The 25,472-nt window shown below is 73.7% G+C and carries 20 protein-coding genes and 1 pseudogene; 5 read left to right on the top strand and 16 right to left on the bottom strand.

Going from position 1 to position 25,472, the window contains the following annotated elements; genetic code table 11:
• Nucleotides 1-32: 32 nt before the first annotated feature.
• Complete coding sequence (gene glnA, locus BBH68_RS02975; RefSeq protein ID WP_065958664.1) at nt 33-1,442, bottom strand: type I glutamate--ammonia ligase; 1,410 nt, start codon at nt 1,440-1,442, stop codon at nt 33-35.
• A 277-nt stretch (nt 1,443-1,719) separates the two neighbouring features.
• Here glnA and BBH68_RS02970 point away from each other — a divergent pair, with 277 nt between their 5' ends.
• Nucleotides 1,720-2,187 carry an RDD family protein gene (locus BBH68_RS02970; RefSeq protein ID WP_076971034.1) on the top strand — a complete coding sequence of 156 codons (468 nt, stop codon included), beginning with the start codon at nt 1,720-1,722 and terminating at the stop codon, nt 2,185-2,187.
• A 132-nt stretch (nt 2,188-2,319) separates the two neighbouring features.
• On the opposite strand, the gene BBH68_RS02965 is transcribed toward BBH68_RS02970, so the two are convergent.
• The 4 genes from BBH68_RS02965 to lipB form a co-directional block, all read right to left on the bottom strand.
• A complete protein-coding gene (locus BBH68_RS02965; protein ID WP_065958662.1) occupies nt 2,320-3,000 on the bottom strand; it encodes a DUF4191 domain-containing protein in 681 nt (226 codons plus the stop codon).
• A 10-nt stretch (nt 3,001-3,010) separates the two neighbouring features.
• Entirely contained in the window at nt 3,011-3,211 is a 201-nt protein-coding gene (locus tag BBH68_RS02960; protein ID WP_065958661.1) for an SCO2195 family GlnR-regulated protein, read from the bottom strand.
• Between the two features lie 202 nt (nt 3,212-3,413).
• Nucleotides 3,414-4,364: a lipoyl synthase gene (lipA, locus tag BBH68_RS02955; protein WP_065958660.1), complete on the bottom strand. Its 951-nt coding sequence runs from the start codon at nt 4,362-4,364 to the stop codon at nt 3,414-3,416.
• A 175-nt stretch (nt 4,365-4,539) separates the two neighbouring features.
• On the bottom strand, nt 4,540-5,322 hold the full coding sequence (gene lipB, locus BBH68_RS02950; RefSeq protein ID WP_065958659.1) for a lipoyl(octanoyl) transferase LipB: 783 nt from the start codon (nt 5,320-5,322) through the stop codon (nt 4,540-4,542).
• A 227-nt stretch (nt 5,323-5,549) separates the two neighbouring features.
• Between lipB and BBH68_RS02945 the strand changes: the two genes are divergently transcribed.
• Complete coding sequence (locus BBH68_RS02945) at nt 5,550-7,034, top strand: NsdA family TPR-like regulatory protein (protein ID WP_065958658.1); 1,485 nt, start codon at nt 5,550-5,552, stop codon at nt 7,032-7,034.
• 108 nt (nt 7,035-7,142) lie between these two features.
• Here BBH68_RS02945 and BBH68_RS02940 read toward each other — a convergent pair whose 3' ends face one another.
• Nucleotides 7,143-7,922: an ArsR/SmtB family transcription factor gene (locus BBH68_RS02940; protein ID WP_065958657.1), complete on the bottom strand. Its 780-nt coding sequence runs from the start codon at nt 7,920-7,922 to the stop codon at nt 7,143-7,145.
• Nucleotides 7,923-8,055: 133 nt separating this feature from the next.
• Between BBH68_RS02940 and BBH68_RS02935 the strand changes: the two genes are divergently transcribed.
• Nucleotides 8,056-9,489, top strand: coding sequence for an MFS transporter (locus BBH68_RS02935; protein WP_065958656.1), 1,434 nt, complete (start codon nt 8,056-8,058; stop codon nt 9,487-9,489).
• A gap of 55 nt (nt 9,490-9,544) precedes the next feature.
• On the opposite strand, the gene BBH68_RS02930 is transcribed toward BBH68_RS02935, so the two are convergent.
• Entirely contained in the window at nt 9,545-10,876 is a 1,332-nt protein-coding gene (locus BBH68_RS02930; protein ID WP_065958655.1) for an NAD(P)/FAD-dependent oxidoreductase, read from the bottom strand.
• Nucleotides 10,877-11,129: 253 nt separating this feature from the next.
• Nucleotides 11,130-12,035 (bottom strand): TIGR01777 family oxidoreductase, encoded by a 906-nt coding sequence (locus BBH68_RS02925; RefSeq protein ID WP_065958654.1) that lies wholly within the window; start codon nt 12,033-12,035, stop codon nt 11,130-11,132.
• 133 nt (nt 12,036-12,168) lie between these two features.
• On the opposite strand from BBH68_RS02925, the gene BBH68_RS02920 reads away from it, so the two are divergent.
• A complete protein-coding gene (locus BBH68_RS02920) occupies nt 12,169-12,654 on the top strand; it encodes a GNAT family N-acetyltransferase (RefSeq protein WP_065958653.1) in 486 nt (161 codons plus the stop codon).
• 51 nt (nt 12,655-12,705) lie between these two features.
• Here BBH68_RS02920 and BBH68_RS02915 read toward each other — a convergent pair whose 3' ends face one another.
• Nucleotides 12,706-13,224 carry a DUF4240 domain-containing protein gene (locus tag BBH68_RS02915; RefSeq protein ID WP_065958652.1) on the bottom strand — a complete coding sequence of 173 codons (519 nt, stop codon included), beginning with the start codon at nt 13,222-13,224 and terminating at the stop codon, nt 12,706-12,708.
• A gap of 188 nt (nt 13,225-13,412) precedes the next feature.
• Here BBH68_RS02915 and BBH68_RS02910 point away from each other — a divergent pair, with 188 nt between their 5' ends.
• Nucleotides 13,413-14,339: an SDR family oxidoreductase gene (locus BBH68_RS02910; RefSeq protein WP_079150761.1), complete on the top strand. Its 927-nt coding sequence runs from the start codon at nt 13,413-13,415 to the stop codon at nt 14,337-14,339.
• Here BBH68_RS02910 and BBH68_RS02905 read toward each other — a convergent pair.
• From BBH68_RS02905 to BBH68_RS02875, 7 genes and pseudogenes are all read right to left on the bottom strand, one after another.
• Nucleotides 14,330-15,319: a helix-turn-helix transcriptional regulator gene (locus BBH68_RS02905; protein WP_065958651.1), complete on the bottom strand. Its 990-nt coding sequence runs from the start codon at nt 15,317-15,319 to the stop codon at nt 14,330-14,332. The genes BBH68_RS02910 and BBH68_RS02905 overlap by 10 nt on opposite strands.
• An 82-nt stretch (nt 15,320-15,401) precedes the next feature.
• Nucleotides 15,402-18,104 (bottom strand): pyruvate dehydrogenase (acetyl-transferring), homodimeric type, encoded by a 2,703-nt coding sequence (gene aceE, locus BBH68_RS02900; protein ID WP_065958669.1) that lies wholly within the window; start codon nt 18,102-18,104, stop codon nt 15,402-15,404.
• Nucleotides 18,105-18,220: 116 nt separating this feature from the next.
• A complete protein-coding gene (locus BBH68_RS02895; RefSeq protein ID WP_065958650.1) occupies nt 18,221-18,844 on the bottom strand; it encodes a GntR family transcriptional regulator in 624 nt (207 codons plus the stop codon).
• A 147-nt stretch (nt 18,845-18,991) separates the two neighbouring features.
• On the bottom strand, nt 18,992-20,779 hold the full coding sequence (sucB, locus tag BBH68_RS02890) for a 2-oxoglutarate dehydrogenase, E2 component, dihydrolipoamide succinyltransferase (RefSeq protein ID WP_065958649.1): 1,788 nt from the start codon (nt 20,777-20,779) through the stop codon (nt 18,992-18,994).
• A 53-nt stretch (nt 20,780-20,832) separates the two neighbouring features.
• Nucleotides 20,833-22,221 carry a dihydrolipoyl dehydrogenase gene (gene lpdA / locus BBH68_RS02885; RefSeq protein ID WP_065958648.1) on the bottom strand — a complete coding sequence of 463 codons (1,389 nt, stop codon included), beginning with the start codon at nt 22,219-22,221 and terminating at the stop codon, nt 20,833-20,835.
• A gap of 291 nt (nt 22,222-22,512) precedes the next feature.
• Nucleotides 22,513-24,042 carry a leucyl aminopeptidase gene (locus BBH68_RS02880; protein WP_065958647.1) on the bottom strand — a complete coding sequence of 510 codons (1,530 nt, stop codon included), beginning with the start codon at nt 24,040-24,042 and terminating at the stop codon, nt 22,513-22,515.
• A 255-nt stretch (nt 24,043-24,297) separates the two neighbouring features.
• A pseudogene (locus BBH68_RS02875) lies at nt 24,298-25,056 on the bottom strand (adenosylcobinamide-GDP ribazoletransferase); the annotation flags it as partial.
• Between the last annotated feature and the right edge of the window lie 416 nt (nt 25,057-25,472).

The raw sequence follows: 25,472 nt of genomic DNA, 5'->3' as shown, positions 1-25,472 counted from the left end.
GGGGCTCGGCCCGGTCCGGGGACCGGGGACGATCACACGTCGAAGTAGAGCTCGAACTCGTGCGGGTGCGGACGCAGCTGCAGCGGAGCGATCTCGTTGGTGCGCTTGTAGTCGATCCAGGTCTCGATCAGGTCCGAGGTGAAGACATCACCCTGGAGCAGGAACTCGTGGTCGGCCTCGAGGGAGTCGAGGACGGCCGGGAGGGAGGTCGGGACCTGCGGCACGCCCGCGTGCTCCTCGGGGGCCAGCTCGTAGAGGTCCTTGTCGATCGGCTCGGCCGGCTCGATCTTGTTCTTGATGCCGTCCAGACCCGCCAGCAGGAGGGCGGAGAAGGCCAGGTACGGGTTGCCGGAGGAGTCCGGGGCGCGGAACTCGACGCGCTTGGCCTTCGGGTTGGAACCGGTGATCGGGATGCGCATCGCGGCGGAGCGGTTGCGCTGCGAGTACACCAGGTTGACCGGGGCCTCGAAGCCCGGGACCAGGCGGTGGTACGAGTTCACCGTCGGGTTGGTGAAGGCCAGCAGCGACGGGGCGTGCCTGAGGATGCCGCCGATGTAGTAGCGGGCGGTGTCCGACAGGCCCGCGTAGCCCTGCTCGTCGTAGAAGAGCGGCTCGCCGCCCTGCCACAGCGACTGGTGGACGTGCATGCCCGAGCCGTTGTCACCGAAGATCGGCTTCGGCATGAAGGTCGCGGTCTTGCCGTTCTTCCACGCCACGTTCTTGACGATGTACTTGAACAGCTGAAGATCGTCGGCCGCGGCGAGCAGCGTGTTGAACTTGTAGTTGATCTCGGCCTGGCCGGCGGTGCCCACCTCGTGGTGCTGGCGCTCGACCTGGAGACCGGCCTTCTCCAGCTCCAGGCTGATCTCGGCGCGCAGGTCGGCGAAGTGGTCGACCGGCGGGGTCGGGAAGTAGCCGCCCTTGTAGCGGACCTTGTAGCCGCGGTTGTCCTCCAGCGCGCCGGTGTTCCAGGCGCCCGCCTCGGAGTCGATGTGGTAGAACGCCTCGTTCGACTTGGTCTCGAAGCGGACGCTGTCGAAGACGTAGAACTCGGCCTCCGGGCCGAAGTAGGCGGTGTCCGCGATGCCGGTGGAGGCGAGGTAGGCCTCGGCCTTCTTGGCGATGTTCCGCGGGTCGCGGCTGTACTGCTCACCCGTGATCGGGTCGTGGATGAAGAAGTTGATGTTGAGCGTCTTGTCCCGGCGGAACGGGTCGACACGCGCCGTGGACAGGTCGGCACGCAGCGCCATGTCGGACTCGTGGATGGCCTGGAAACCACGGATCGAGGAGCCGTCGAAGGCGAGCTCCTCGTTCGGGTCGAACGCCCCGGCCGGTACCGTGAAGTGCTGCATCACACCGGGAAGGTCGCAGAATCGGACGTCGACGAACTTGACGTCCTCGTCCGAGATGAACTTCCGAGCGTCGTCGGCGTTCTGGAACATCCAACTCCTCCTAGCCCGGCCGCGGGGGACGGGGGTTTGTTCGGTCGCGCGGCTCATGTGCGGCTGGCGCGCTGTGGCCGACCTTAGGCAGACGGGATTTCCCAAGCATGACCCATTTGTTTCACCCAGGTTAACCAGCGTACGCGGGGCGCGCGGGATGGTGGCGAGGCCCGGGAGCGGTCCGTGAAGGGCCGCGACGGGGCGCGACGGGGGAGAGCCGGGCGGGAAGCGGGCCCCGCTCCACGGGGAACGTATGCGGTCGCAGTACCGTGGTCGGGTGGACAACAGGCAAGCAATCGGATCATGGCTCTCCGGGCCGCGCGCGGCCGCCGAGGACATGGGCGTCGACCTCGGCTACCGAGGCCAGGGACTGGGGCTGCCCGAGAGCGGGCCGGGCTCCATCGCGCCCATCGGGCGCCGCGTGGGAGCGCTCCTCATCGACTGGGCACTGTGCCTCCTCGTCTCCTACGCGCTGCTGTCCGGCGGCACGGCGCAGGCCACGGGCAACTGGGCGCTGGTCGTCTTCTTCGCGGTGAGCGTGGTCACCGTCGGCACGGTCGGCTGCACGCCCGGCAAGCTGCTGCTCAAGCTGCGGGTGATCTCCGAGCGCGGCGGCCGGCTGGGCCTGCCCCGGGTGGTGCTGCGCAGCGTGCTGCTGCTGATCGTGATCCCCGCCGTGGTCTGGGACCGCGACACGCGCGGTCTGCACGACCGGCTCTCCGGCTCGGTGCAGATCCGGATCTGAGGCCGCCGCGCATACGAGGCCCACGTACGAGCCGCGACATACGAGCCGCGCATACGACGGGGCGGTCCGGAAGAGGATTCCGGACCGCCCCGTCGTATGCGGTCGGTACGCGCCCAGTGATGCGCGGGAGCCTCAGCGGCCCTTCGGCATCCGCATCCCCTTGGGCATCGGGCCCTTCGGGATGGGCATGTTGCTCATCAGGTCACCCAGCGCCCGCAGCCGGTCGTTGACCACCGTCACCTGCGCGCCGGGCAGCACCCGCGGCAGCTTCAGCAGCTTGGTGCGCAGCTTCTTGATCGGCACCTGGTCCTCGCCGGTGCCCACGATCACATCGTGGACCGGCACGTCCGCGACGATGCGCGCCATCCGCTTCTTCTCCGCGGCCAGCATGGACTTCAGCCGGTTCGGGTTGCCCTCGGCGACCAGCACGATGCCCGCCTTGCCGACGGCCCGGTGGATGACGTCCTGGTTGCGGTTCATCGCCACCGCGGGGGTCACCGACCAGCCACGGCCCACGTTCTCCAGCACCGCCGCCGCCGCGCCCGGCTGACCCTCCATCTGTCCGAAGGCCGCCCGCTCGGCACGGCGGCCGAAAACGATCGCCATCGCGAGGAAGGCCAGGACAAAGCCCAGGATGCCCAGGAAGATCGGGTGGTCGATCCAGAAGCCGAAGGCGAGGAAGACACCGAAAGTGACGATTCCCACCGCGGCGACGACAAGACCGACCTTGGAGTCGACCTTCTTGGTCATCTTGTAGGTCAGGGCGATCTGCTTCAGTCGCCCCGGATTCTCGGATGTTTCCTTCCTCGCCATACAGCGAAGTTTACGTGGCCTGGGAAGCCCCGGCGGACACGGCCTCCAGGACGTGCTCGGCCTCGTGACGGTCCTTCGCGCGGCGCCGGTCCTCCAGCACCGCGGTCCAGGCGTTGCGGCGGGCGGTGCGCTGACCGCCGCCCAGCAGCAGACCCTCCAGGACGAGCAGTGCGTCGGTGACGGACGGCGGACGGACAGGCGCGGCCGACATGGGTCCCCCTCGGGAGCGGCGTGATGATCGAAGCGAACGCAAAACGTTGCGTGGCTTAATCGTTACCCAAAGGTGTTACCAGTGCGTGACCGGCCGGTCAAACACCGATGAAGCCTTGAAACGGCGCCCATCCCACCTCTGACCTGCGGGGTCGCCCGAGGCGCGGCGGGTGGGATGTGCCCGTACTCACACAGCGTGTTGGTCACACCGCCTGCGCGGCCACCGCGGCGCCGCGCTTCTCGATCGCCTGCTGGTAGAGCCTGCCCGCCCGGTAGGAGGAGCGCACGAGGGGGCCGGACATGACACCGGCGAAGCCGATCTCCTCGGCCTCCTCCTTCAGCTCCACGAACTCCTGCGGCTTGACCCAGCGGTCCACCGGGTGGTGCCGGACGGTCGGCCGCAGGTACTGGGTGATGGTGATCAGCTCGCAGCCCGCGTCGTACAGGTCCTGAAGCGCCTGGCTGATCTCCGCCCGCTCCTCGCCCATGCCCAGGATCAGATTGGACTTGGTGACCAGGCCCGCCTCGCGCGCCTTGGTGATCACCTCGAGCGAGCGCTCGTAGCGGAAGGCGGGGCGGATGCGCTTGAAGATCCGCGGGACGGTCTCCACGTTGTGCGCGAGCACCTCGGGGCGGGCGGAGAAGACCTCGGCGAGCTGCTCGGGCACCGCGTTGAAGTCCGGGATCAGCAGCTCGACGCCGGTGTCCGGCATCAGCGCGTGGATCTGCCGGACGGTCTCCGCGTAGAGCCAGGCGCCGCCGTCCTCGAGGTCGTCGCGGGCGACCCCGGTGACCGTCGCGTACTTCAGCTCCATCGCCTGTACGGATTCGGCCACCCGGCGCGGCTCGTCCCGGTCCAGGGCCTGCGGCTTGCCGGTGTCGATCTGGCAGAAGTCACAGCGCCGGGTGCACTGGTCGCCGCCGATCAGGAACGTCGCCTCGCGGTCCTCCCAGCATTCGTAGATGTTCGGACAGCCCGCCTCCTGGCACACGGTGTGCAGGCCCTCGCGCTTCACCAGGCCCTGCAGCTCGGTGTACTCGGGACCCATCTTCGCGCGGGTCTTGATCCACTCGGGCTTGCGCTCGATGGGCGTCTGGCTGTTCCGGACCTCAAGGCGCAGCATTTTGCGTCCGTCGGGTGCGACTGCGGACACGTCCGGCACTCCTTAGTGCTTGGCGAGCTTCGTGAGATGCGATCGGCGGGGCCGACGGGGCATCGAATCTTCGGCGAACCCCAGGGTACGCCCGTCATTCGTACGTCCTTGCGCCCAGGGCAACCGCTGACCCCCAGGGCCCCTTCCCCGGGCGTCGCGGAACCGGGCGCGGCCGTCAGACCGCGCGCGGCAGCGGTACGGAGGACTCCAGGACCGCCCGCAGATGCTTCTCGATCACGGGGAGCACCTCCGCCACGGTGATCTCGCGGCCCAGCTCCTCCGAGAGCGAGGTCACCCCCGCGTCGCGGATCCCGCACGGCACGATCCGGTCGAACCAGGTGGTGTCGGGATTGACGTTCAGCGAGAAGCCGTGCATGGTCACGCCCTTGGCGACCCGCACCCCGATCTGGGCGAGCTTGCGGTCCTCGCGGCGCTGGCCGGCGTTGGACGGGGCGTACTCCGGGCCGCTCAGCCGCGGGTCGAACTCCTCGTCGGCGAGGCGCGGGTCGAAGTCCAGGTTCAGCCCGCCCAGCGCCCGGCGCTCCTCCAGCGGATCGCCCAGCACCCACACCCCGCTGCGGCCCTCGACCCGGGTGGCCTCCAGGCCGAACTCCGCACAGGTGAGCAGCAGCGCCTCCTCCAGACGGCGTACGTGGGCCACGACGTCCACCGGGCGCGGCAGCTTGAGGATCGGATAGCCGACGAGCTGGCCCGGGCCATGCCAGGTGATCTTGCCGCCGCGGTCCACGTCCACGACCGGGGTGCCGTCCAGGGGGCGCTCGTCGTCGGCCGTGCGCCGGCCGGCGGTGTAGACCGGGGGGTGCTCGAGCAGCAGGCAGGTGTCCGGCACCTCGTCCGCGAAGCGGGCGGCGTGCACCCGCCGTTGCTCCTGCCACGCCTCCTGGTACTCGACGGCGTCAGCCCCGAAACCCAGATGGACAAAGCGCAGCTCACTCACGGCGGCAATCCCTTCGGACCTCGTACAGCGCTCCGGCGCCCCACCCGGGGCGCCCCCGCCACTGTACGTCCGGCGGATCCGGCCCCGGCATCCGGATCGGCTGCCGCCCGCTCCCGGGCGGTCCCTCACACGATCGGATGAATGCCGGGCGACCGCGCCGATCGGCGCCCCACCGGCTACTACATTCGCGCCGTTTCCACGAAACGATCAGGGAGACCGGCAGGCTGATGACGGAACGACCCCCGCAGCGCATTCCCAACCGTCAGCTCGCCGCGCTCATCGCGGAGGCTGGCTTCTCGAACGCCGGGCTCGCCCGGCGGGTCGACCAGCTCGGCCTGGAGCACGGCTTGGACCTGCGGTACGACAAGACATCGGTGACCCGCTGGCTGCGCGGACAGCAGCCGCGCGGCACCACCCCGGCGCTGATCGCCGAGGTCTTCACCCGGCGCCTGGGGCGCCGGCTGACGGCACAGGACCTGGGCCTCGACGCCTGTGCGCCGGTCTACGCCGGGCTGGAGTTCGCGGCCACCCCGCAGGAGGCCGTGGACATCGTCAGCGGGCTGTGGCGCAAGGACTCCGGCAGCCAGGCGGAGCTGCGGAAGATCGCCTTCACCCCGGCGGGCCTGGTGGTCCCCAGCCGCGACTGGCTGATCGGCCGGCCCGACGACAAGGTGGCGCGCGGCGAACCGGCCGCCCCGGCCCCGGGCGCCGGGCGGGCCCCCGGCGCACCCGGCCGGGCCGCCGCGCCCTCCGCCTGCCCGCCGCTGCCCCGGCAGCGGCAGGCCGACCGCTGGCAGCGCGGGCCGGGCCACCGGGTCACGGCCGGGGACATCGCCGCGCTGCGCTCGGTGGGCGAGCTGTTCCGCTCGCTGGACCAGACCTACGGCGGCGGCCACGCCCGGCAGGCGCTGGTGCGCTATCTCGAGCACGAGGGCGAGCCGATGCTGCGCGGCACCTACGGCGAGACCATCGGGCGGCGGCTGTTCTCCGCGATCGCCGATCTGACCCGGCTGGCGGGCTGGACCTCGTACGACATCGCCGCCCACGGCCTGGCCCAGCGGTACTTCGTCCAGGCGCTGCGGCTCGCGCAGGCCGCCGGGGACCGGCCGTACGGCAGCTATGTGCTGGTGACGATGAGCCGCCAGGCCGTCTACCTGGGCCACGGGCGGGAGGCCGTCCAGCTGGCCCGGGTGGCCCAGCAGGGCGTCGGCGGCGGCGCCCCGCCCGTCCTCCAGTCGCTGCTGCACGCGGTGGAGGCCCGGGGCCATGCCGTGCTCGGCGAGGTCCGGGCCTGCACCGCCTCGCTGGCCCGCGCCGAGCGGGCGCTGGAGACCGCCCGGCCGGGGGACGAGGCGCCGTACTGGACGCGGTTCTTCGACGAGGCCCAGCTGGCCGACGAGTTCGGCCACTGCCACCGCGATCTCCAGCAGTACCGCGCCGCGGCGCAGCACGCCGAGCGCTCCCTACAGCTGCGCGGCAAGGCGTACGCGCGCAGCAGGCTGTTCTGCCGTGTGGTGCTGGCGACGGCGCGGCTGGGCCTCGGCGAGCTGGAGCAGGCGTGCGCGCTGGGCGCGGAGGCGGCGCAGCAGGCGGCGGAGATGCGTTCGGCGCGGGCCGCGGACTACGTGCGCGACTTCGAGCGACGGCTGGAGCCGTATCGCGACGCGGCGGCGGTGCGGGGGTACCGGGACCGGGTGGCGGCGTTGGGGTAGGGCGGGCCCCGGCCGGCGTTGGGACAGGACGGGCGCCGGGGCGGGGCGGGTGTACGGGTAGGGCGGGCGCCGGCCGGGGGCTGGGGGCGGGGCCGGCGCCGGACCGGCTCAGTCCCAGGGCGGGCGCACGCCGAAGACGCGCTCGAGGCCCGTCCGGCCCGCGTCGGTCAGCAGGACCACCCGGCGGCGGGTGCCCCGGCGGATCCAGTCGCGCTCGAACAGCCGGTCGGTGAGCGCGGCGCCGAGGGCGCCGGCCAGGTGGTGGCGCTGCTCGGTCCAGTCCACGCAGTAGCGGATCAGCGGGCGCCGCCCCCGGAGCCGGTCCGCGTCCACGCCGAAGGCCGCCAGTTCCTCGCGACCCGACGCGGTCAGCCGGTAGGTGACGTCCTGCCCCGGGGCGGACAGCCGGTCGCGCTGCGCCGTCCCCGGGTCGAAGCGGCCGTCGCCGCCTTCCAGACAGCCCCGCTCCAGCAGGGCCGCCATCAGCGTCACGCCCAAGCGGCCCGCGACATGGTCGTAGCAGGTGCGCGCGCGGCGCAGGGCGTGCGCGTGGCCGGCCTCGCGCAGCGAGGTGACGGGCAGCGGCGGGGAGATCCGGGCCAGGGCCTCGAGCGCCTCGGCGACGGCGGGGCCCGCCAGCCGGTAGTAGCGGTGGCGGCCGTGCGGCTCGACCCGGACCACGCCGGACTCCAGCAGCAGCGCCAGATGCCCGCTCACCGTGGAGGCGCTGACCCCCGCCTCCGCCGCCAGCACGCTCGCGGGCAGCGCCCGCCCCTCGGCGAGGGCCCGCAGGACGCGGGCGCGGGAGGGGTCGGCGATCGCGGCGGCGGCCCGGGCGATGTCCGCGTCGCGGGCGGGGCCGGGGTCGGGGGCGTCGGGGGAGGCCATGCCCCCACCGTAGGACGGGGTCGCTTCGGCGCCGGGCGAAGCGTGGGCGCGCGGGCGGGGCGCGAGGGCGGGCCCCGATGCGGACGGGCACGATTCGGCGGGGACCGAAGGGACCCGCGGGGACTCTGGAGGCATGACCCCATCCGATCTCCGATCCCCCCGCCCGCCCCGCTCCGCCCGCCCCACCGCGGGCCCGCCCGAGGTGCGCAGACTGCCGCTGCTCGCGATCTGTCTCGGGTACTTCCTGGTCATCCTCGACGTCACCGTCGTCACCGTGGCCGTCCCGCGGATCGCCGCGGACCTCGGCGCGGGCCACGGCGTCCTCCAGTGGGTGGTGGACGGGTACACCCTGGCGTTCGCCGGGCTGCTGCTGCTCTGCGGCGGCCTGGGGGACCGGCTGGGGCACCGGAGGGTCTTCCTGGCCGGTCTCGGCGTGTTCACGGCCGCCTCGGCCGGCTGCGCCCTGGCCCCGACGGCCGCGGTGCTGGTCGGCGCGCGGCTGGCGCAGGGGGCCGGGGCGGCGATGATGGTGCCCGCCTCGCTCGCGCTGCTCGGCGAGCTGCACCCCGAACCGGCCGCCCGCGCCCGGGCGTTCGGCGTGTGGGGCGGGATCGCCGGGAGCGCCGCCGCGGCGGGTCCGGTGCTCGGCGGGCTGCTGGTGTGGGGCGTCGATTGGCGTGCGGTCTTCTTCCTCAACATCCCGGTCGGCGTGTTCGCCGTGGTCCTCACCCGCCGCCGGGTGCCCGCGCCGAAGGTCTCCGGGGGCCGGGAGCGCCGGCCGCTCGACGTGGCGGCCCAGCTCTGCGCCGCCGCCGGGGTCGCCGCCCTGACGGCCGGGCTCAACGAGGCGGGGGGCCGCGGCTGGGGCGACCCGCTGGTCCTGGGCTGCCTGGCGGCCGCCCCGCTCGCGGGCGCGCTGTTCTGGAGGCTGGAGCGGCGGGCGGCGGCCCCCGCGCTGCCGCCGCGGCTGTTCGCCGGCTTCCGCTTCCCGGCCTGCCTGGCCGTGGGCGTCCTGCTCAACCTGGGCTTCTACGGACTGCTGTTCCTCACCACCGTCTACTTCCAGTGGCACCGGGGCTTCGACCCGCTGGGGACGGGCCTGGCGCTGCTGCCCATGGGGGCGATGGCGGCGCTCGGCTCCCCGCTGTCCGGGCGGCTGGCCGCGCGCGTCGGCACCCGCGCCCCGGTCGTGGCCGGGCTGCTGATCGGCGCCGCGGGGCTGCTGGGCTGGTGCGCGGCCGGGCCCCACACGCCGTACGGGCTGCTCCTCCCGGCCCTGCTGGCGGCCGGCTTCGGGACGTCGCTCGCCATGCCCTCGGCGACCGTCGCGGCGATGGAGGCGGCACCGGAGGAGGTGCGCGGCGCGGCGTCCGGGGCGTTCAACGCGGCGCGGCAGCTGGGCAGCGCGATCGGGGTGGCGCTGTTCGGCACGCTCCTCGCGGCGTCCGGCGGCTTCTACGCGGGGATGCGGCTGTCGGTCGCGGTCGGCGCCGGCTGCTTCCTGGCGGGCACGGCCCTGGCGGCGGTGGGGCCGCCCGGGGACCGGGCGCGGGCCGGCCGCGGCTGACCCCCGCCCGGTCCGGCCCACCGGCCGGGGTCGGGGGTCGGGCCGGGGTCGGGGATCAGGCCGCCGCCGCGTCCTGGGCCGAGGGCTCGGCCGGGAGGGCGCCGAGGTCGTGGAGGATCGCGCGGGCGGCGCGGCGGCCGGAGGCGAGGGCGCCCTGCACGGTGCTGGAGTCGCGGTGGTCGCCGCACACATACAGCCCGGACAGCAGCCGGACCGGTCGCCGCAGGTCGTGGGGGGCGGGCATGGCGGGCACCGCGTACGGGTCGTGGCGGGCGGCCAGCAGGTCCCAGCCGACCGTGGAGGTGCCGTAGACCGCGGCCAGTTGGGCCCTGGCGGCCCGGTCCAGCTCGGCGGTCGGCAGGCCGGCGGCGGGGCCGAGGACCGTGGAGGTGATGAGCACCCGGCCGGGCGGGGTGCGCGAGGGATCGACCTCGCTGGCGACGGCGGTGTGGGCGACCGGGCCGCGGTCCCCGGCGGTGAGCACCAGTGCGGGTTCGCGCAGCGGCGAGCGGTCCGCGGTGTGGTGCAACACGGTGACCGGGTGGAAGGACGGCAGCCGCAGCCCGGGAAGCAGGTCCGCGGCGGCGCGGGCGCCGGTGGCCACCAGCACCGAGCGGCAGGCGATCTCGCCGTGCTCGGCGGTGGCCACCGCGGTGGTGGAGGCCGTCACGGCGCGCACCCCGGTGCGGACCGTGCCCGGGGGCAGGGCCGCGGCCAGCAGTTCCGGCACGGCCGAGGCGCCGCCCGCGGGCAGGCACAGCCGGCCCCGCGCGTAGCCGCGCAGCACCAGGTCGGCGCAGCGGCTGGAGGTGGTCAACTCCGGGTCGCTGAGCAGCGACACGAGCAGCGGGCGCAGAAAGCCCTCGACCGTACGGGCGGGCAGCCCGCGCCCGGTCAGGGTCTCCGCGACGGGCCGGTCCGGGCGGGTGAGGAGGCGCTCGGCGGGCAGGGCGGCGAGCCTGCCGAGGGCGGCTCCGAGCCGCGCCTGGTCGAGCGCGCTGCCCAGGGGCGCACGGGCGGCGCTGGCGAGGGCGCGTGCCGTGGTCAGTGCGCCCCTCGTGCCCCGGCCGCCGGACCCGCCGGCCGAAGTGACCCGGTGGGTGCGGCCGTCGGCGCGCACCAGCACCCCGTGGGAGAAGGGGCGCAGCACCAGTTCGCCGAGCCCGGGGGTGTGCCGCAGCTCCGGGAAGGAGGTGTTGACCAGTTGGCCGCTGCGGTCCAGCCGGAAGCCGTCGACCAGGTCGGTGGTCATCCGTCCGCCCACGCGGGGCGCGGCTTCCAGCACGGTGACCGTCACCCCCGCGCTGGTCAGTTGGTGGGCGGCGGCCAGCCCCGCCAGGCCGGCTCCCACGATGACGACGTCCGTGCGGTGCGCGCTGGTGAGCACGTGCCCTCCCCGAGGTCGGTGCGTAGCTAAGGGGCCTGATGCCCCCGACCGGCAGCCCGGATGCGTAAATTCCGCATCTCGGGTTCCTGGGCCCGTCACGACAGTACGGACAAAAACGGTCGATGCCAGACGCGCATCGACCGAGCATGGGCGCACAGCGGTCGCACATTTTCCCGGACGACGCCAAAGCATGACTAAATGCACTGCTGAAAAGCACTCCTGCGAAACGCCGCCGACCATCGCCGCCTCGGCGTCAGCGCCGGCCGCCGCGCTCGGCGAGGGCGGCCCGCAGCGCCTGCTCGATCGTCGGGTGGGCGAAGGAGAACCCCGAGTCCAACAGCCGCCGGGGCACCGCCCGGACACTGCCGAGCACGTCGTTGGACAGCTCGCCCAGCGCGAGCCGCAGCGCGGGCGCGGGGACGGAGAGCAGCGTCGGGCGACCCAGCACCTGGCCCATGGCGGCGGTCACCTCCCGGTTGGTGACGGGCTCGGGCGCGGTGAGGTTGACCGGGCCCGCGAGATCGGTGACCAGCAGATGGCGCAGGGCGGCGATGTGGTCCTCCAGGGCGATGAAGCTCCAGTACTGGCGGCCGCTGCCCATCCGGCCGCCCAGGCCGAGCCGGAAGAGCGGGAAGAGCCGCCCCCAGGCCCCGCCCTCCCCGGCCACCACCAGCCCCGTGCGGGCGAACACGGTCCGTACGCCCGCCTCCTGGGCCGGAGCGGCCGCCTCCTCCCAGTCCTGGCACAGATCCGCGAGGAAGCCGTCGCCGGGGGGCGCGCTCTCGTCCACCGCGCGCGCCCCCGTGTCGCCGTAGAAGCCGATCGCGCTGCCGCTCACCAGCACCCGTGGCGGAGTGTCCAGCGAGGCCACGGCCTCGGCGACGGCGGTGGTGCCCAGCACCCGGCTGTCCCGCAACTCCTTCTTGTAGGCGTCGGTCCAGCGGTGGTCCCCGATGCCCGCGCCCGCGAGGTGCACCACCGCCTCGCAGCCCACGAGCCCTTCCGCGGCCACCCACTGCCGTCGCGGATCCCACCGGACCTCGTCCTCCGCCCCCGGCGCGCGCCGCACCAGCCGCACCACCTCGTGGCCGTCCGCCCGCAGGGAGCGGACCAGAGCCGTGCCGATGAGCCCGGAGGAGCCGGTGATCGCGATACGCATGGGGCCATCCTGCACGCGATCGCGCGCGGGATGTCGGACCCGAGGGCCGACGCGGCGCCCTCATGAGCCCCGGCGCGGGCCCGGACGCGGCCCAACGCGGCGGACGGTGAGCCGACATGGGACAGTGACGGGCATGTCCGATGTGACCATCAGACCCGCCGTCCTCGCCGATGAGACCGCGCTCGCCGATCTCGACCGGCGCACCTGGTCCCCGCTGCACTCCGTACAGCCGCCGCCCCGCCCGGGCGACCCCTTCTTCAGCGACCGCAACCGGCCCGAGCACCTCCTCGTCGCCGAGGCCGAGGGGCGCACGGCGGGATACATACGCCTCGTCGCGCCGACCCCGCTGGCCTGCAACGCGCACGTACGCCAGATCCAGGGTCTGGTCGTGGACGACTGGGCGCGCGGCCGGGGCGTGGCGCGGGCGCTGCTCGGCGCGGCGTGCGCGGAGGCCCGGCGCCAGGGGGCGGTCCGCATCACGCTGCGGGTCCTCGGGCACAACGGCCCGGCGCGGCGGCTCTACGAGTCCGAGGGCTTCGCGGTGGAGGGCGTGCTGCCCGGCGAGTTCCTGCTGGAGGGTGAGTACGTGGACGACGTCTTCATGGGCCGCGCCCTGTGAGGTACGCCGCCCTGTGAGCCGAACCCCGAGAGCCGAGCTGAACCCCGTGAGCTAGGCGCGGAAGCGTTCCCACAGCCGGGGGAACCGTGCCGCCAGCGCCCGCCCGTCCTCCAAGTCGACGACCGCGCCCGCCGGTTCGGTCGGCCGCGACGGCAGGCCCAGGTCCGGCAGCACCGCGCCGGTCAGCTGCTCGTACGCCTCGTCCGCCGCGAAGCCCAGGTCCTCGCAGTCCCCGTCCACCCGCTCGTCGAAGTCCTCGAGCAGCTCGGCGAGGTTGTCCGGGTCGTGCAGCGCGCCCTCGAACACCTCCCGGCCCTGGCCGATCAGCCAGTAGCGGAAGGCGTCGAAGGCGTCGTCGCCGACGTCGCCCAGCAGGAGTTGGGCCGCGCCCCACAGGTCCCAGCGGTAGGCGCGGTTGGCGCGGGCCTCGAAGTGGCGCGCGAAGTCCAGGACGGCGTCCGGGTCGAGCTGCGACAGCCGCTCGACGAGCAGGTCGGACTGCTCCTCGGGGTCGCCCTCGGCGGCATCCCGAGCGCTGTCGACCAGCTCCCAGAACTCCGTCTCGTCCATCACGGGACCAGGATCGGCCCTCCCGTGCGCCCGCGCACGCCGGAGCGGCCCGCGAGAGCGGCGGAGAACCGAGGAGAAGGAATCGCTGAAAAAGGAATCGCTGAAAAAGGCGACAGAAGATGGCGGTGTTCCCTGCGAGGGTCGAGGGGCCGGAAGCGATCCGGCCGAGCTGTACACCGAAGGGACGTATGTACGTGAGCACACAGGGCGCGCTGGCGGGCAAGGTCGCACTCGTGGCGGGGGCGACGCGGGGCGCCGGCCGCGCCATGGCCGTGGAGCTGGGGGCGGCGGGGGCCACCGTCTACGCGACGGGGCGCACCACGCGGGAGAAGGTCAGCGAGGTCGGGCGGGCGACGGAGACCATCGAGGAGACGGCGGAGCTGGTCACGGCCGCGGGCGGCACGGGGATCGCGGTGCCGGTCGACCACCTGGAGCCCGAGCAGGTGCGCGCGCTGGTGGAGCGCATCGAGCGGGAGCAGGGCCGGCTGGACGTGCTCGTCAATGACGTCTGGGGCGGCGAGCACCTGATCACCTTCGGCAAGAAGAGCTGGGAGGTGAATCTGGAGAACGGGCTTCGGATGCTCCGGCTCGGCGTCGAGACCCACCTGATCACCAGCCACTACGCGCTGCCGCTGCTGGTCCGGCGGCCGGGCGGGCTGGTGGTGGAGGTGACCGACGGCACGGAGGAGTTCAACAAGACCTTCCGCGAGAACCTCTTCTTCGACGTCACCAAGAACACCCCCATCAGGATGGCCTACGGGCTCGCCCAGGAGCTGAAGGAGTTCGGCGGCACGGCGGTGTCCATCAGCCCCGGGTTCCTGCGCTCCGAGCAGATGCTGGACCACTTCGGGGTGACCGAGGAGAACTGGCGCGACGCCGTCGAGAAGGAGCCGCACTTCGCGATCGCCGAGACGCCGCACTACCTCGGGCGCGCGGTCGCGGCCCTCGCCGCGGACCCGGACCGGGCGCGCTGGTCCGGCAAGTCGGTCTCCAGCGGAGAGCTGGCCAAGGTCTACGGCTTCACCGACCTGGACGGCTCCCGGCCCGACGCCATGGGCTACTTCCGGGACGTCGTCTTCGGCGGCAAGGAGGGCACGGCGGCGGACTACCGGTAGAGGTCCGCGGCCCGGGTGGCCGCCGCCGCGAAGCGCTCCCGCAGGTCCGGAGGGGAGAGCACCTCCGCCTCCGGGCCGAGCGCCAGCAGCTGCCCGTACGCCACCTCCAGCGACTCGACGGGCAGGGTGACGGTGATCCGCCCCTGCCCGTCGGGCCCCCCGGCCGCCCCGGCCGCGGCCACCGCCTCCTGCACCGCCGTACGGTCCGTCACATGGGGCAGCCGCCGCACGCCCTCCTCGGTCAGCCGCAGCACGACCTCCTCGCGCAGCAGCGAGCGGGCGAACTGCGCGGCCCGCTCCTCCCAGAACGCGGGCAGGTCGAACTCCGCCAGCCGCTCGAAGCGGCCGTGGGGGCCCGGGGCGGCCGACGGCTCGACGGAGGTGAAGCGGTCCGCCCGGTAGACGCGGAAGTCCCCCTCGGCCCGCGCCGCCAGATACCAGACGCCCGCCTTCAACACCAGGCCGTACGGCTCCAGCTCCCGCTCCACCTCCGTGTCCCGACGGCGGTAGCGGGCGGTGATCCGCCGGTCGTCCCACACGGCGTCGGCGATCGCCGGCAGCAGCTCGGGCGTCTCGGGCTCCTGCCACCAGCCGGGGGCGTCGAGGTGGAACCGCTGGGCGGCGGTGTGCGAGGCGTCGCGCAGCTCGGGCAGCAGCGCCGCCGAGACCTTCAGCCGGGCGGCCGACGCGGCGTCCGCGAGCCCCATGCCGCGCAGCGCGGCCGGCACCCCGGACAGGAACAGCGCCTCGGCCTCCGTACGGCCCAGGCCGGTCAGCCGGGTGCGATAGCCGCCGACCAGCCGGTAGCCGCCGGCCCGGCCGCGGTCCGCGTAGACCGGGACCCCGGCCTCGGACAGCGCGGCCACGTCGCGCGTGACGGTGCGCTCCGAGACCTCCAGCTCCCGGGCCAGCTCGGCCCCCGTCATCGAGGGCCGGGACTGGAGCAGCAGCACGAGACGGATCAGACGGGCGGCGCGCATGCGCCCATCATGCCGCGCCCCCGCCCCGGGTCGGGGCGGGGGCGGGGGTGGGCCGGGACCGGGGCGCGGCCCCGGCCGCGCCTCAGATGCCGTAGCGCTCGGCCGCCTCCCTCACCGCCGTGGGCTTGACCTCGCCGCGGCGGGCGAGGCGGTCCAGGGCGGCGACCACGATCGCCGGGGCGTCCACCCCGAAGTGGCGGCGGGCGGCCTCGCGGGTGTCGGAGAGGCCGAAGCCGTCCGTGCCCAGCGAGTACCAGTCCTGCTCGACCCACTGGCTGATCTGGTCGGGGACGGCGCGCATCCAGTCGCTGACGGCGAGGACCGGGCCCGGTGCGCCTGCCAGGGCACGGGTGACGTACGGGACCCGGTCTTCACCGTTGAGCTGCGCCGCGTCACAGGACAGGGCGTCACGGCGCAGCTCGCTCCAGGAGGTGGCGGACCACACGTCGGCGGCCACGCCCCAGTCGTCGGCGAGGAGTTTTCGGGCCTCCAGGGCCCAGTGGATGGCGGTGCCGGAGGCGAGGAGCTGGATGCGCGGGGCGCCCGCGTCCGCCGGCTCGGCCGACTTGTAGCGGTACAGGCCCTTGAGGATGCCCTCCTCGACGCCCTCGCCGGTCGGCATGGGCGGCTGGACCTTGGTCTCGTTGTAGACGGTCAGGTAGTAGAAGACGTCCTCGGCGTCCGGGCCGTACATCCTCCGCAGCCCGTCCCGGACGATGACGCCGACCTCGTACGCGAACGCCGGGTCGTAGGCGACCGCCGCCGGGTTGGTGGAGGCGATCAGGTGGGAGTGGCCGTCGGCGTGCTGGAGGCCCTCGCCGGTCATCGTGGTGCGGCCCGCCGTGGCGCCGATCAGGAAGCCCCGGCCGAGCTGGTCGGCCAGCGCCCACATCTGGTCGGCGGTGCGCTGCCAGCCGAACATCGAGTAGAAGATGTAGAAGGGGATCATCGGCTCGCCGTGCGTCGCGTACGACGTGGCGGCGGCGGTGAAGTCGGCCATCGAACCGGCCTCGGTGATCCCCTCGTTGAGGATCTGGCCGTTCGCGGCTTCCTTGTAGTAGAGCAGCTGGTCGCGGTCGACCGGGTCGTAGGTCTGGCCGAGCGGCGAGTAGATCCCGGCGGTCGGGAAGAGCGACTCCATGCCGAAGGTGCGCGCCTCGTCGGGGACGATCGGCACCCAGCGGCGGCCGGTCTCCTTGTCCCGCATCAGGTCCTTGACCAGGCGGACGAACGCCATGGTGGTGGCGATCTCCTGGGTGCCGGAGCCCTTGGCCAGGGTCTCGAAGGGCTTCGCCGACGGCTCGGGGAGGGCCACCGGGTGGACCTTGCGGGCCGGGGCGGGCCCGCCGAGGGCGGCGCGCCGCTCCTGGAGGTAGCGCACCTCGGGCGAGTCGGCGCCGGGGTGGGCGTACGGGACGACCTGGTCGTCCAGCGCGCTGTCCGGGATGGGCAGCTCCAGGAGGTCGCGCATGGCGCGGAACTCCTTGCCGGTCAACTTCTTCATCTGGTGGTTCGCGTTGCGCGACTCGAAGCCGGGGCCGAGCGTGTAGCCCTTGACGGTCTGGGCGAGGACGACCGTCGGGGCGCCCTTGTGCTCCATGGCCGCGCGGTACGCCGCGTAGACCTTGCGCGGCTCGTGGCCGGCCCGGGAGGTGTGGAAGCACTCGGTGAGCTTGGCGTCGGTCAGGCCCTGGCCGAGCCGGGCCAGCTCCGGGTCGGCGCCGAAGAAGTGCTCGCGGATGTAGGCGGCGTCGCGGGTCGCGTACGTCTGGAACTGGGCGTCGGGGACCTCGCGCAGCCGGCGCAGCAGCGCGCCGGAGGCGTCGGCGGCCAGCAACTCGTCCCAGGCGGAGCCCCACAGGGCCTTGACCACGTGCCACCCGGCGGCGCGGAACTGCGCCTCCAGCTCCTGCACGATCTTGAAGTTGGCGCGCACCGGGCCGTCGAGCCGCTGCAGGTTGCAGTTGATGACGAAGGTGAGGTTGTCCAGGCGCTCACGGCCGGCCAGGGCGAGCGCGGCGGTCGACTCGGGCTCGTCCATCTCGCCGTCGCCGAGGAAGGCCCAGACGTGGGAGTTGGAGGTGTCCTTGATGCCGCGGCCCGCGAGGTAGCGGTTGAAGCGGGCCTGGTAGATCGCGGAGATCGGGCCGAGCCCCATGGAGACGGTGGGGAACTCCCACAGCCACGGCAGCCGCCGCGGGTGCGGGTAGGAGGGCAGACCGGAGCCGCCGGCCTCGCGGCGGAAGTTGTCCAGGTGGGCCTCGGTCAGCCGGCCGTCGAGGAAGGCGCGGGCGTAGATGCCGGGGGAGGCGTGGCCCTGGATGTAGAGCTGGTCGCCGCTTCCGTCGGCCTCCTTGCCGCGGAAGAAGTGCTGGAAGCCCGTCTCGTAGAGCCAGGCGGCGGAGGCGAAGGTGGCGATGTGGCCGCCGAGGCCGTCGCGGCTGCCGCGGGTGACCATCGCGGCGGCGTTCCACCGGTTCCAGGCGGTGATCCGCCGCTCCATCGCCTCGTCGCCCGGGAAGGCGGGCTCGGCGGCGGTGGGGATGGTGTTGACGTAGTCCGTCTCGAGCAGTGGCGGCAGCCCCAGCCCGGCGCGCTCGGCGTGCTCCAGCGTGCGGCGCATCAGATACGAGGCGCGGTGCGGTCCGGCGGCCCGGGTGACGGCCGCCAGGGAGGCGCCCCACTCGGCGGTCTCCTCGGGGTCGCGGTCCGGGAGCTGGTCGAGCTCGCTGGGCTGCGTGGGGGCGGGCTGCTGGATGGGGTGCTTATGGGTGGCTGCCGCCATCTCTCCGTTGACGAGGTCGGTCATGCCATGACTGTAAATTCTGATCGATGATCGATCAAAGTACTTGAGCCGAAAAACTTCTCCGAAAGGCGAAATTGGCATTCCGTGCCGCGAAATCAGGCACGCGGTGCACAGCCGAGCACATGCTCCTTGACAAGCTCCGCGACCCGCGGGTCCCGCCGCCGGAACGCGTCCACGACGGCCTGGTGCTCCTCGGCGTACGACTCCTGACGGGTGCCGAGCCAGCGGATGGACAGGGTGGTCCAGATCTCGATGCCCAGCGACTCCCAGGTGTGCAGCAGCACGCTGTTGCCCGAGGCCCGCACCAGCTCGCGGTGGAAGGCCACGGTGTGCCGCACCTGCGCCTCCCCGTCGGCCCTCCGGTCCGCCTCGTACAGCGCCGCCACCTCCGGCTCCAGCGCCGAGGTGTCCTCGGCCAGCCGGGGCGCGGCCAGTTCGGCGGCGATCTGCTCCAGACCGGCCCGCACCGGATAGATCTCCTCCAGGTCGGCGGCGGTCAGATTGCGGACGCGTACGCCCTTGTTGGGCGCAGACTCGATCAGCCGCAGCGTCTCCAGCTCACGCAGGGCCTCGCGGACCGGGGTCTGGCTGACCTCCAGCTCGGTGGCGATCCGCCGCTCCACGATCCGCTCGCCCGGCTTCCAGCGCCCGCTGACGATGCCCTCCACGATGTGCTCGCGGATCTGCTCGCGCAGCGAGTGGACGACGGGATGGACCATGGCGCTCCTTGCACTCCTTCGGACGGTACTGATCGGACGGTACCGACATGACAATACGGCGGACAGGCGAACGGCGGCGCCCCCGCCCGGATCGCTCCGGGCGGGGGCGCCGCCGTCAGCCGTACCGGCGTGTGCCGGCTCGAGGGCTCAGAGGCCCAGCTCGACCTCGAACTCGCCGGCCTCCAGGATCTCCTTGACCGCCGTCAGGTAGCGGGCGGCGTCCGCGCCGTCCACCAGACGGTGGTCGTAGGAGAGCGCCACATACGTCATGTCGCGCACCGCGATCGTCTCGCCCAGCTCCGGGTGGTTGATGACCACGGGGCGGCGGACGGTCGCGCCGATACCCAGGATGGCGACCTGGTTCGGCGGCACGATGATCGTGTCGAACAGCGCGCCGCGCGAGCCGGTGTTGCTGATGGTGAAGGTCGCGCCGGACATCTCATCCGGGGTGATCTTGCTGGACCGGACCTTGTTCGCCAGCTCCGCCGTCTTCTTGGCGATCCCGGCGAGGCTGAGGTCACCCGCGTTCTTGATGACCGGGGTCATCAAGCCCTTCTCGGCGTCCACCGCGATGCCGACGTTCTCGACGTCGAAGTAGGTGATCGTGCCCTCGTCGTCGTTGATCCGGGCGTTGATGGCCGGGTGGGTCTTCAGCGCCTGGACGGCGGCCTTCACGAAGAACGGCATCGGCGAGAGCTTGACGCCCTCGCGCTGGGCGAACGCCTCCTTCGCCTGGGCGCGCAGCCGCATGATCCTGGTGATGTCCACCTCGACCACGCTGGTGAGCTGCGCCTGGCTGTGCAGCGCCTTCATCATGTTGTCGCCGATGACCTTGCGCATCCGCGGCATCTTGACGGTCTGGCCGCGCAGCGGCGACGGGGCCGCGGCGGCGGCCTTCGGCGCGGCCGCCGGGGCGGCCTGGGCCTGCGCCTGGGCGGCGGCCTTGGCGGCCTCCGCGGCGGCGATGACGTCCTGCTTGCGGATCCGGCCACCGACGCCGGTGCCCTTGACGGCGGCCAGGTCCACGCCGTTCTCCGCGGCGAGCTTGCGCACCAGCGGGGTCACGTACGCGCCCTCGCCGTCACCCGCGGCCGGAGCCGGGGTGACCGGGGCCGGGGCCGGGGCGGGTGCCGGAGCGGCCGGGGCCGGCTCCGGGGCGACCGGCTCCGGGGTGACGGCCTGCGGGGCCGGAGCCGTCGGGGCCTGCGGGGCCGGAGCCGGGGCCGGGGTGGGCTCCGGAGCGGGCGCCGGGGCCGGGGCCTCGGCGGCGGGGGCCGGGGCGGGCGCCTCGGGGGCGGGCGCGGCGGCCGGAGCGGCACCGGCGGCGCCGATCACGGCCAGCTTGGCGCCGACCTCCGCGGTCTCGTCCTCGGCCACCAGGATCTCGAGCAGGGTGCCCGAGGCCGGGGCCGGGATCTCGGTGTCGACCTTGTCGGTGGAGACCTCGAGCAGCGGCTCGTCGGCCTCGACCGAGTCGCCGACCTCCTTCAGCCAGCGGGTGACCGTGCCCTCGGTCACCGACTCGCCCAGGGCGGGCAGCACGACGTCGGTGCCCTCGGCACCGCCCGCCGGGGCGGCGGCCGGGGCGGGCGCCGGGGCCGGGGCCTCGGCGGCGGGGGCCGGGGCGGGCTCGGGCTCGGGCTGCGCCGCGGGGGCGGGCTCGGCCGCCGGGGCGGGAGCGGCCGCGGGGGCCGCGCCGCCGTCGTCGATGACGGCCAGCTCGGCGCCGACCTCCACCGTCTCGTCCTCGGCCACCTTGATGGAGGTGAGCACACCGGCCGCGGGGGCCGGGATCTCGGTGTCGACCTTGTCGGTGGAGACCTCGAGCAGCGGCTCGTCGGCCTCGACCCGCTCACCCTCGGCCTTCAGCCAGCGGGTGACGGTGCCCTCGGTCACGCTCTCGCCGAGCGCCGGCAGGGTTACGGAAACCGCCATGGTTTCGGTTGCTCCTAACGATCTGTGCGGATGGTTCGCGCGCTCGGGGACTACTAGTCGTGGGCGTGCAGGGGCTTGCCGGCCAGTGCCAGGTGGGCCTCGCCGAGCGCCTCGTTCTGGGTCGGGTGCGCGTGGATGAGCTGCGCGACCTCGGCCGGCAGCGCCTCCCAGTTGTAGATCAACTGCGCCTCGCCGACCTGCTCGCCCAGGCGGTCGCCGACCATGTGGACACCGACGACGGCACCGTCCCGCACCTGGACGAGCTTGATCTCGCCCGAGGTCTTCAGGATCTTGCTCTTGCCGTTGCCCGCCAGGCTGTACTTGAGGGCCACGACCTTGTCGGCGCCGTACAGCTCCTTGGCCTTGGCCTCCGTGATGCCGACCGAGGCGACCTCGGGGTGGCAGTAGGTGACCCGCGGCACACCGTCGTAGTCGATCGGCACGGTCTTCAGACCCGCCAGCCGCTCGGCCACCAGGATGCCCTCGGCGAAGCCGACGTGGGCCAGTTGGAGAGTGGGGACCAGGTCGCCCACGGCCGAGATGGTCGGGACGTTGGTCTGCATGTACTCGTCGACGAGGACGTAGCCGCGGTCCATCGCGACCCCGGCCTCCTCGTAGCCCAGGCCCTGCGAGACCGGGCCGCGGCCGACGGCGACGAGCAGCAGCTCGGCCTCGAAGGTCTTGCCGTTCTCCAGCGAGACCTTCACACCGTCGGCGGTGTGCTCGACGCCGGAGAAACGCGCGCCGAGGGAGAACTTGATGCCGCGCTTGCGGAAGGCGCGCTCCAGCAGCTTGGAGCTGTTCTCGTCCTCGACCGGGACGAGGTGGGGAAGCGCCTCGACGATGGTGACGTCGGTCCCGAAGGACTTCCACGCGGAGGCGAACTCGACGCCGATGACGCCGCCGCCCAGCACGATCGCGGACTTCGGCACCCGGTCCAGGACCAGCGCGTGGTCGGAGGTGATGACGCGCTCGCCGTCGATCTCCAGGCCCGGGAGCGACTTCGGCACCGAGCCGGTGGCCAGCAGGACGTGGCGGCCGGTGTAGCGCTGGCCGTCGACGTCGACCGAGGTCGGGGAGGACAGCCGGCCCTCGCCGGTCACATAGGTGACCTTGCGGGAGGCGATCAGACCCTGGAGGCCCTTGTACAGGCCCGAGACCACGCCGTCCTTGTACTTGTGCACGCCTTCGATGTCGATGCCCTCGAAGGTGGTCTTCACACCGAACTCGGCACCCTCGCGGGCCTGGTCGGCGATCTCACCGGCGTGCAGCAGAGCCTTGGTGGGGATGCAGCCGCGGTGCAGGCAGGTGCCGCCCACCTTGTCCTTCTCGATCAGGGCGACGTCCAGACCCAGCTGCGCCGCGCGCAGGGCAGCGGCGTAACCGCCGCTACCGCCTCCGAGGATCACTAGGTCGAAAACGGTGCTGGCGTCGTTCGCCACGTCACGTCCTCCATGCATGGTGCGCCGGGGCCGGCCGTCGTTGGCCGGGCGGCGGCTGTTGTTCGGCCGCGTCTTGCTTTCGGCCCTGGTGTCGGGGGCCCTGTCCTGCCGGGACAACATCTTCGCACTTGTTGACGGGAGGCGGGACGCGGGGCCGCTGTGTGAGATATCTCCAAACCCCTCTTCAGGGGTTACTCGCGGGTACTGGGCGCGTAGGGCGATCGGATTTCGTTCCTGGCGAAATCCGATCGGTCCGCCGGCCGGGCCCCCAGGGGCCCGGCCGGTGCCGGCTCAGCCCAGGTCGCCGGCCGCGGTGCGCTCCGCGAGCCGCACCAGGGTGCGGACCGCCGAGCCCGTGCCGCCCTTGGGGGTGTAGCCGAACGGGCCGGACTCGTTGAAGGCCGGACCCGCGATGTCCAGGTGGGCCCAGGTGGTGCCCTCCTCGACGAACTCCTTCAGGAAGATCCCGGCCACCAGGCCGCCGCCCATCCGCTCACCCATGTTCGCCAGGTCGGCCACCGGCGAGTCGATGCTCTTGCGCAGGTCCGACGGGAGCGGCATCGGCCACGACTGCTCGCCGACCTCCTCCGCGATCTCGTGCAGCGAGGTACGGAACGCCTCGTCGTTCGCCATGATCCCGAACGTGCGGTTGCCCAGCGCGAGCACCATGGCGCCGGTGAGCGTCGCCACGTCCACGATCGCGTCGGGCCGCTCCTCGCAGGCGCGGGTCAGCGCGTCGGCCAGCACCAGCCGGCCCTCGGCGTCGGTGTTCAGCACCTCGACGGTCTTGCCGCTGTACATCGTCAGCACATCGCCGGGGCGGGTGGCCGAACCCGACGGCATGTTCTCGGCCAGCGCCAGCCAGCCGGTGACGTTCACCCGCAGCCCCAGCTTCGCGGCCGCGACCACCGTGGCGAACACGGCGGCGGCGCCGCTCATGTCGCACTTCATGGTCTCGTTGTGGCCGGCCGGCTTGAGCGAGATGCCGCCGGAGTCGTAGGTGATGCCCTTGCCGACCAGGGCCAGGGTCTTCTCCGCCTCCGGGTGCGCGTAGCCGACGCGGACCAGCCGCGGCGGGGCCTCGGACCCCTGGCCGACGCCCAGGATGCCCCCGTACCCGCCCTTCTTCAGCGCCTTCTCGTCCAGCACCTCGGTCTTGAGGCCGTGCTCCTTGGCCGCCTCCAGCACGGCGGCGGCGAAGGAGGCGGGGTTGAGCAGGTTCGAGGGGGTGTTGATGAGGTCGCGGGCGCGGTTGACCTCGGCGGCCAGGGCGATGGCGCGCTCCGCCGCCGCCTTGAACTCCTTGTCGCGCGGCTTGGCGCCGAGCAGGGCCACCTCGGCGAGCGGGGCACCGTTCTTCTTGCCGTTGCCGCTCTTGGCGCCGCTGTTGTGGTTGGCCTTGTACGAGTACGCGCCCAGCAGCGCGCCCTCGGCCACGGCGGCCGCGTCCGCCGGGTCCTCCACCGGCAGGGCGAACGCGCCCTTCTTCGAACCGGACAGCGCGCGGGCCGCCGCACCGGCCGCGCGGCGCAGCGCCTCGGCGTCGTAGCCGTCGCCCTTGGCCGGGGCGTCGCCGAGTCCGACCGCCAGCACGACCGGTGCCTTGAGGCCGGACGCGGCGGGCAGCTTGGTCACCTCGCCCTCCGCGCCGGTCGCCCCGAGGGTCTCCAGGACGGAGGCCAGCTTCCCGCCGAAGGCCTGGTCCACGGCCTCCGCGCCGGGGGCGACGACGGGGCCCTTGGCGCCCTTCGCCACGCCGACGACGACGGCGTCCGCGCGCAGCGTCGCGGCGGAGGAGGTGCTGAGAGTCAGAGATGTCACGGTGATGGGGTCCCTCTTCCGGATAGTTCCTCGGCCGACGTGGAATGCCCCCGCCGAGACAGGGACGGGCCAGCCGCGCCCATCGGCATCGTATGCGCCGGTCACCAGGTGCCCGGGCGGCGGGCTGTCGCGGGCCATCGCGAGGGTAACTCCCCCGACGCCACCGGCGCGCGGCCTCCCGCCGAAGGACCGCCCGCCGCGGCCCGGCGGGGCCGGTTCAGCGGGGCGGCGGGCGTGACGGCCGGCGGGGCCGGGTCAGAGCAGGGCCGTGACGACCAGGGCGGTCGTGGCCGCCGTCTCGGCGAGCGCGCCGAAGACGTCGCCGGTCACGCCGCCGAAGCGGCGGCGGCAGTGGCGGAGGAGGAGTTCCGCGGCGCCCAGCGCGGCGAGGGCGGCGAGGGCGTGGTGGACCGCCTCGTACGCGCCGAAGGCCGCGCCCGCCCCGGCGCAGACGACGGCGGTCACCACCGCCGTGCCCAGCGCCGGCCCGCGCGGCACCGCGCCCGCGACCGCCGAGCCAAGCCCCTCGGGCCGGGCCGCCGGCACCCCTTCGCGCGCCGCGAGCGTCAACGCGCACCGCGCCGTCACCCCGGCCGCCACGGCCGCCACCGCGCCGTGCGCCCAGCCGGCCCCGTACAGCTCGGCCAGCGCGGCCACCTGCGCGAGCAGGACGAACAGCAGGGTGACCACCCCGAAGGGACCGATGTCCGACCGCTTCATGATGCGCAGCGCCTCGTCCGCCGGCTTGCCGCTGCCGAGGCCGTCGGCGGTGTCGGCGAGTCCGTCGAGGTGCAGCCCGCGGGTCAGCACGGCGGGCACCGCGACCGTCCCCACCGCCGCCAGCAGCGCGCCGCCGCCCAGCAGCAGCAGCGCCGCGCCCACCGACGCCGCGCAGAGCCCGACCGCCAGCCCGGCCGGGGGAGCGCACAGCATCCCGGCGCGCGCCGCCTCCCGGTCCCAGCGCGTCACCCGGACGGGGAGCGTGGTGAGCGTGCCGAACGCGAAGCGGAGGCCGTCCTCCCAGGAGGCGCGCGGAGGGTGCGACGGGCGCGGGGGCTCCGGCGGGTCCGGCGGGGGCGCGTGGTGGCCCGGCTCGTCGGACCGGCCCGGCTCGTCGGCCCGGCTCGGGGGCTCCTGCTCGTCGCGCCGGTCCCGGGGGCCCGGCTCCGCGGGCGCGTCCGTCGCGTCCGTGGACTCGGCCGCCTCCGCGGGCTTCCGCGGGTGCGCGGGCTCCGGAGGCCCCGCGGGCCGTGGCGGGGCCGCGGGTCTCGGGGGGCTCGGCGGCCCCGGCGGCCCCGGCGGGGGCGCGGGGGGATGCTCCGGCGTGGTGTCCATCGGGCGCAGGCTATCGCGCACCCGGAAGCCGCATCCCGGGGTTCGGCGTAACGGCCCGACGGCCCGACGGCCCGCCGGCCCGCCAGCCCGGCAGG

The sequence above is a fragment of the Streptomyces sparsogenes genome (genome assembly GCF_001704635.1).
In the GTDB taxonomy this organism is placed as follows: Bacteria; Actinomycetota; Actinomycetes; order Streptomycetales; family Streptomycetaceae; genus Streptomyces; species Streptomyces sparsogenes.
The sequence above is the reverse complement of the archived record's forward strand: the minus strand, read 5'-3'. Positions and strand labels throughout refer to the sequence as shown.

Coding starts and splice junctions, on each gene's coding strand:
- glnA (WP_065958664.1), bottom strand. CDS start 1,442: ATGTTCCAGAACGCCGACGACGCTCGGAAGTTCATCTCGGACGAGGAC.
- BBH68_RS02965 (WP_065958662.1), bottom strand. CDS start 3,000: ATGGCGAGGAAGGAAACATCCGAGAATCCGGGGCGACTGAAGCAGATC.
- BBH68_RS02960 (WP_065958661.1), bottom strand. CDS start 3,211: ATGTCGGCCGCGCCTGTCCGTCCGCCGTCCGTCACCGACGCACTGCTC.
- BBH68_RS02945 (WP_065958658.1), top strand. CDS start 5,550: ATGACGGAACGACCCCCGCAGCGCATTCCCAACCGTCAGCTCGCCGCG.
- BBH68_RS02940 (WP_065958657.1), bottom strand. CDS start 7,922: ATGGCCTCCCCCGACGCCCCCGACCCCGGCCCCGCCCGCGACGCGGAC.
- BBH68_RS02935 (WP_065958656.1), top strand. CDS start 8,056: ATGACCCCATCCGATCTCCGATCCCCCCGCCCGCCCCGCTCCGCCCGC.
- BBH68_RS02925 (WP_065958654.1), bottom strand. CDS start 12,035: ATGCGTATCGCGATCACCGGCTCCTCCGGGCTCATCGGCACGGCTCTG.
- BBH68_RS02920 (WP_065958653.1), top strand. CDS start 12,169: ATGTCCGATGTGACCATCAGACCCGCCGTCCTCGCCGATGAGACCGCG.
- BBH68_RS02915 (WP_065958652.1), bottom strand. CDS start 13,224: ATGGACGAGACGGAGTTCTGGGAGCTGGTCGACAGCGCTCGGGATGCC.
- BBH68_RS02910 (WP_079150761.1), top strand. CDS start 13,413: ATGTACGTGAGCACACAGGGCGCGCTGGCGGGCAAGGTCGCACTCGTG.
- BBH68_RS02905 (WP_065958651.1), bottom strand. CDS start 15,319: ATGCGCGCCGCCCGTCTGATCCGTCTCGTGCTGCTGCTCCAGTCCCGG.
- aceE (WP_065958669.1), bottom strand. CDS start 18,104: ATGGCGGCAGCCACCCATAAGCACCCCATCCAGCAGCCCGCCCCCACG.
- BBH68_RS02895 (WP_065958650.1), bottom strand. CDS start 18,844: ATGGTCCATCCCGTCGTCCACTCGCTGCGCGAGCAGATCCGCGAGCAC.
- sucB (WP_065958649.1), bottom strand. CDS start 20,779: ATGGCGGTTTCCGTAACCCTGCCGGCGCTCGGCGAGAGCGTGACCGAG.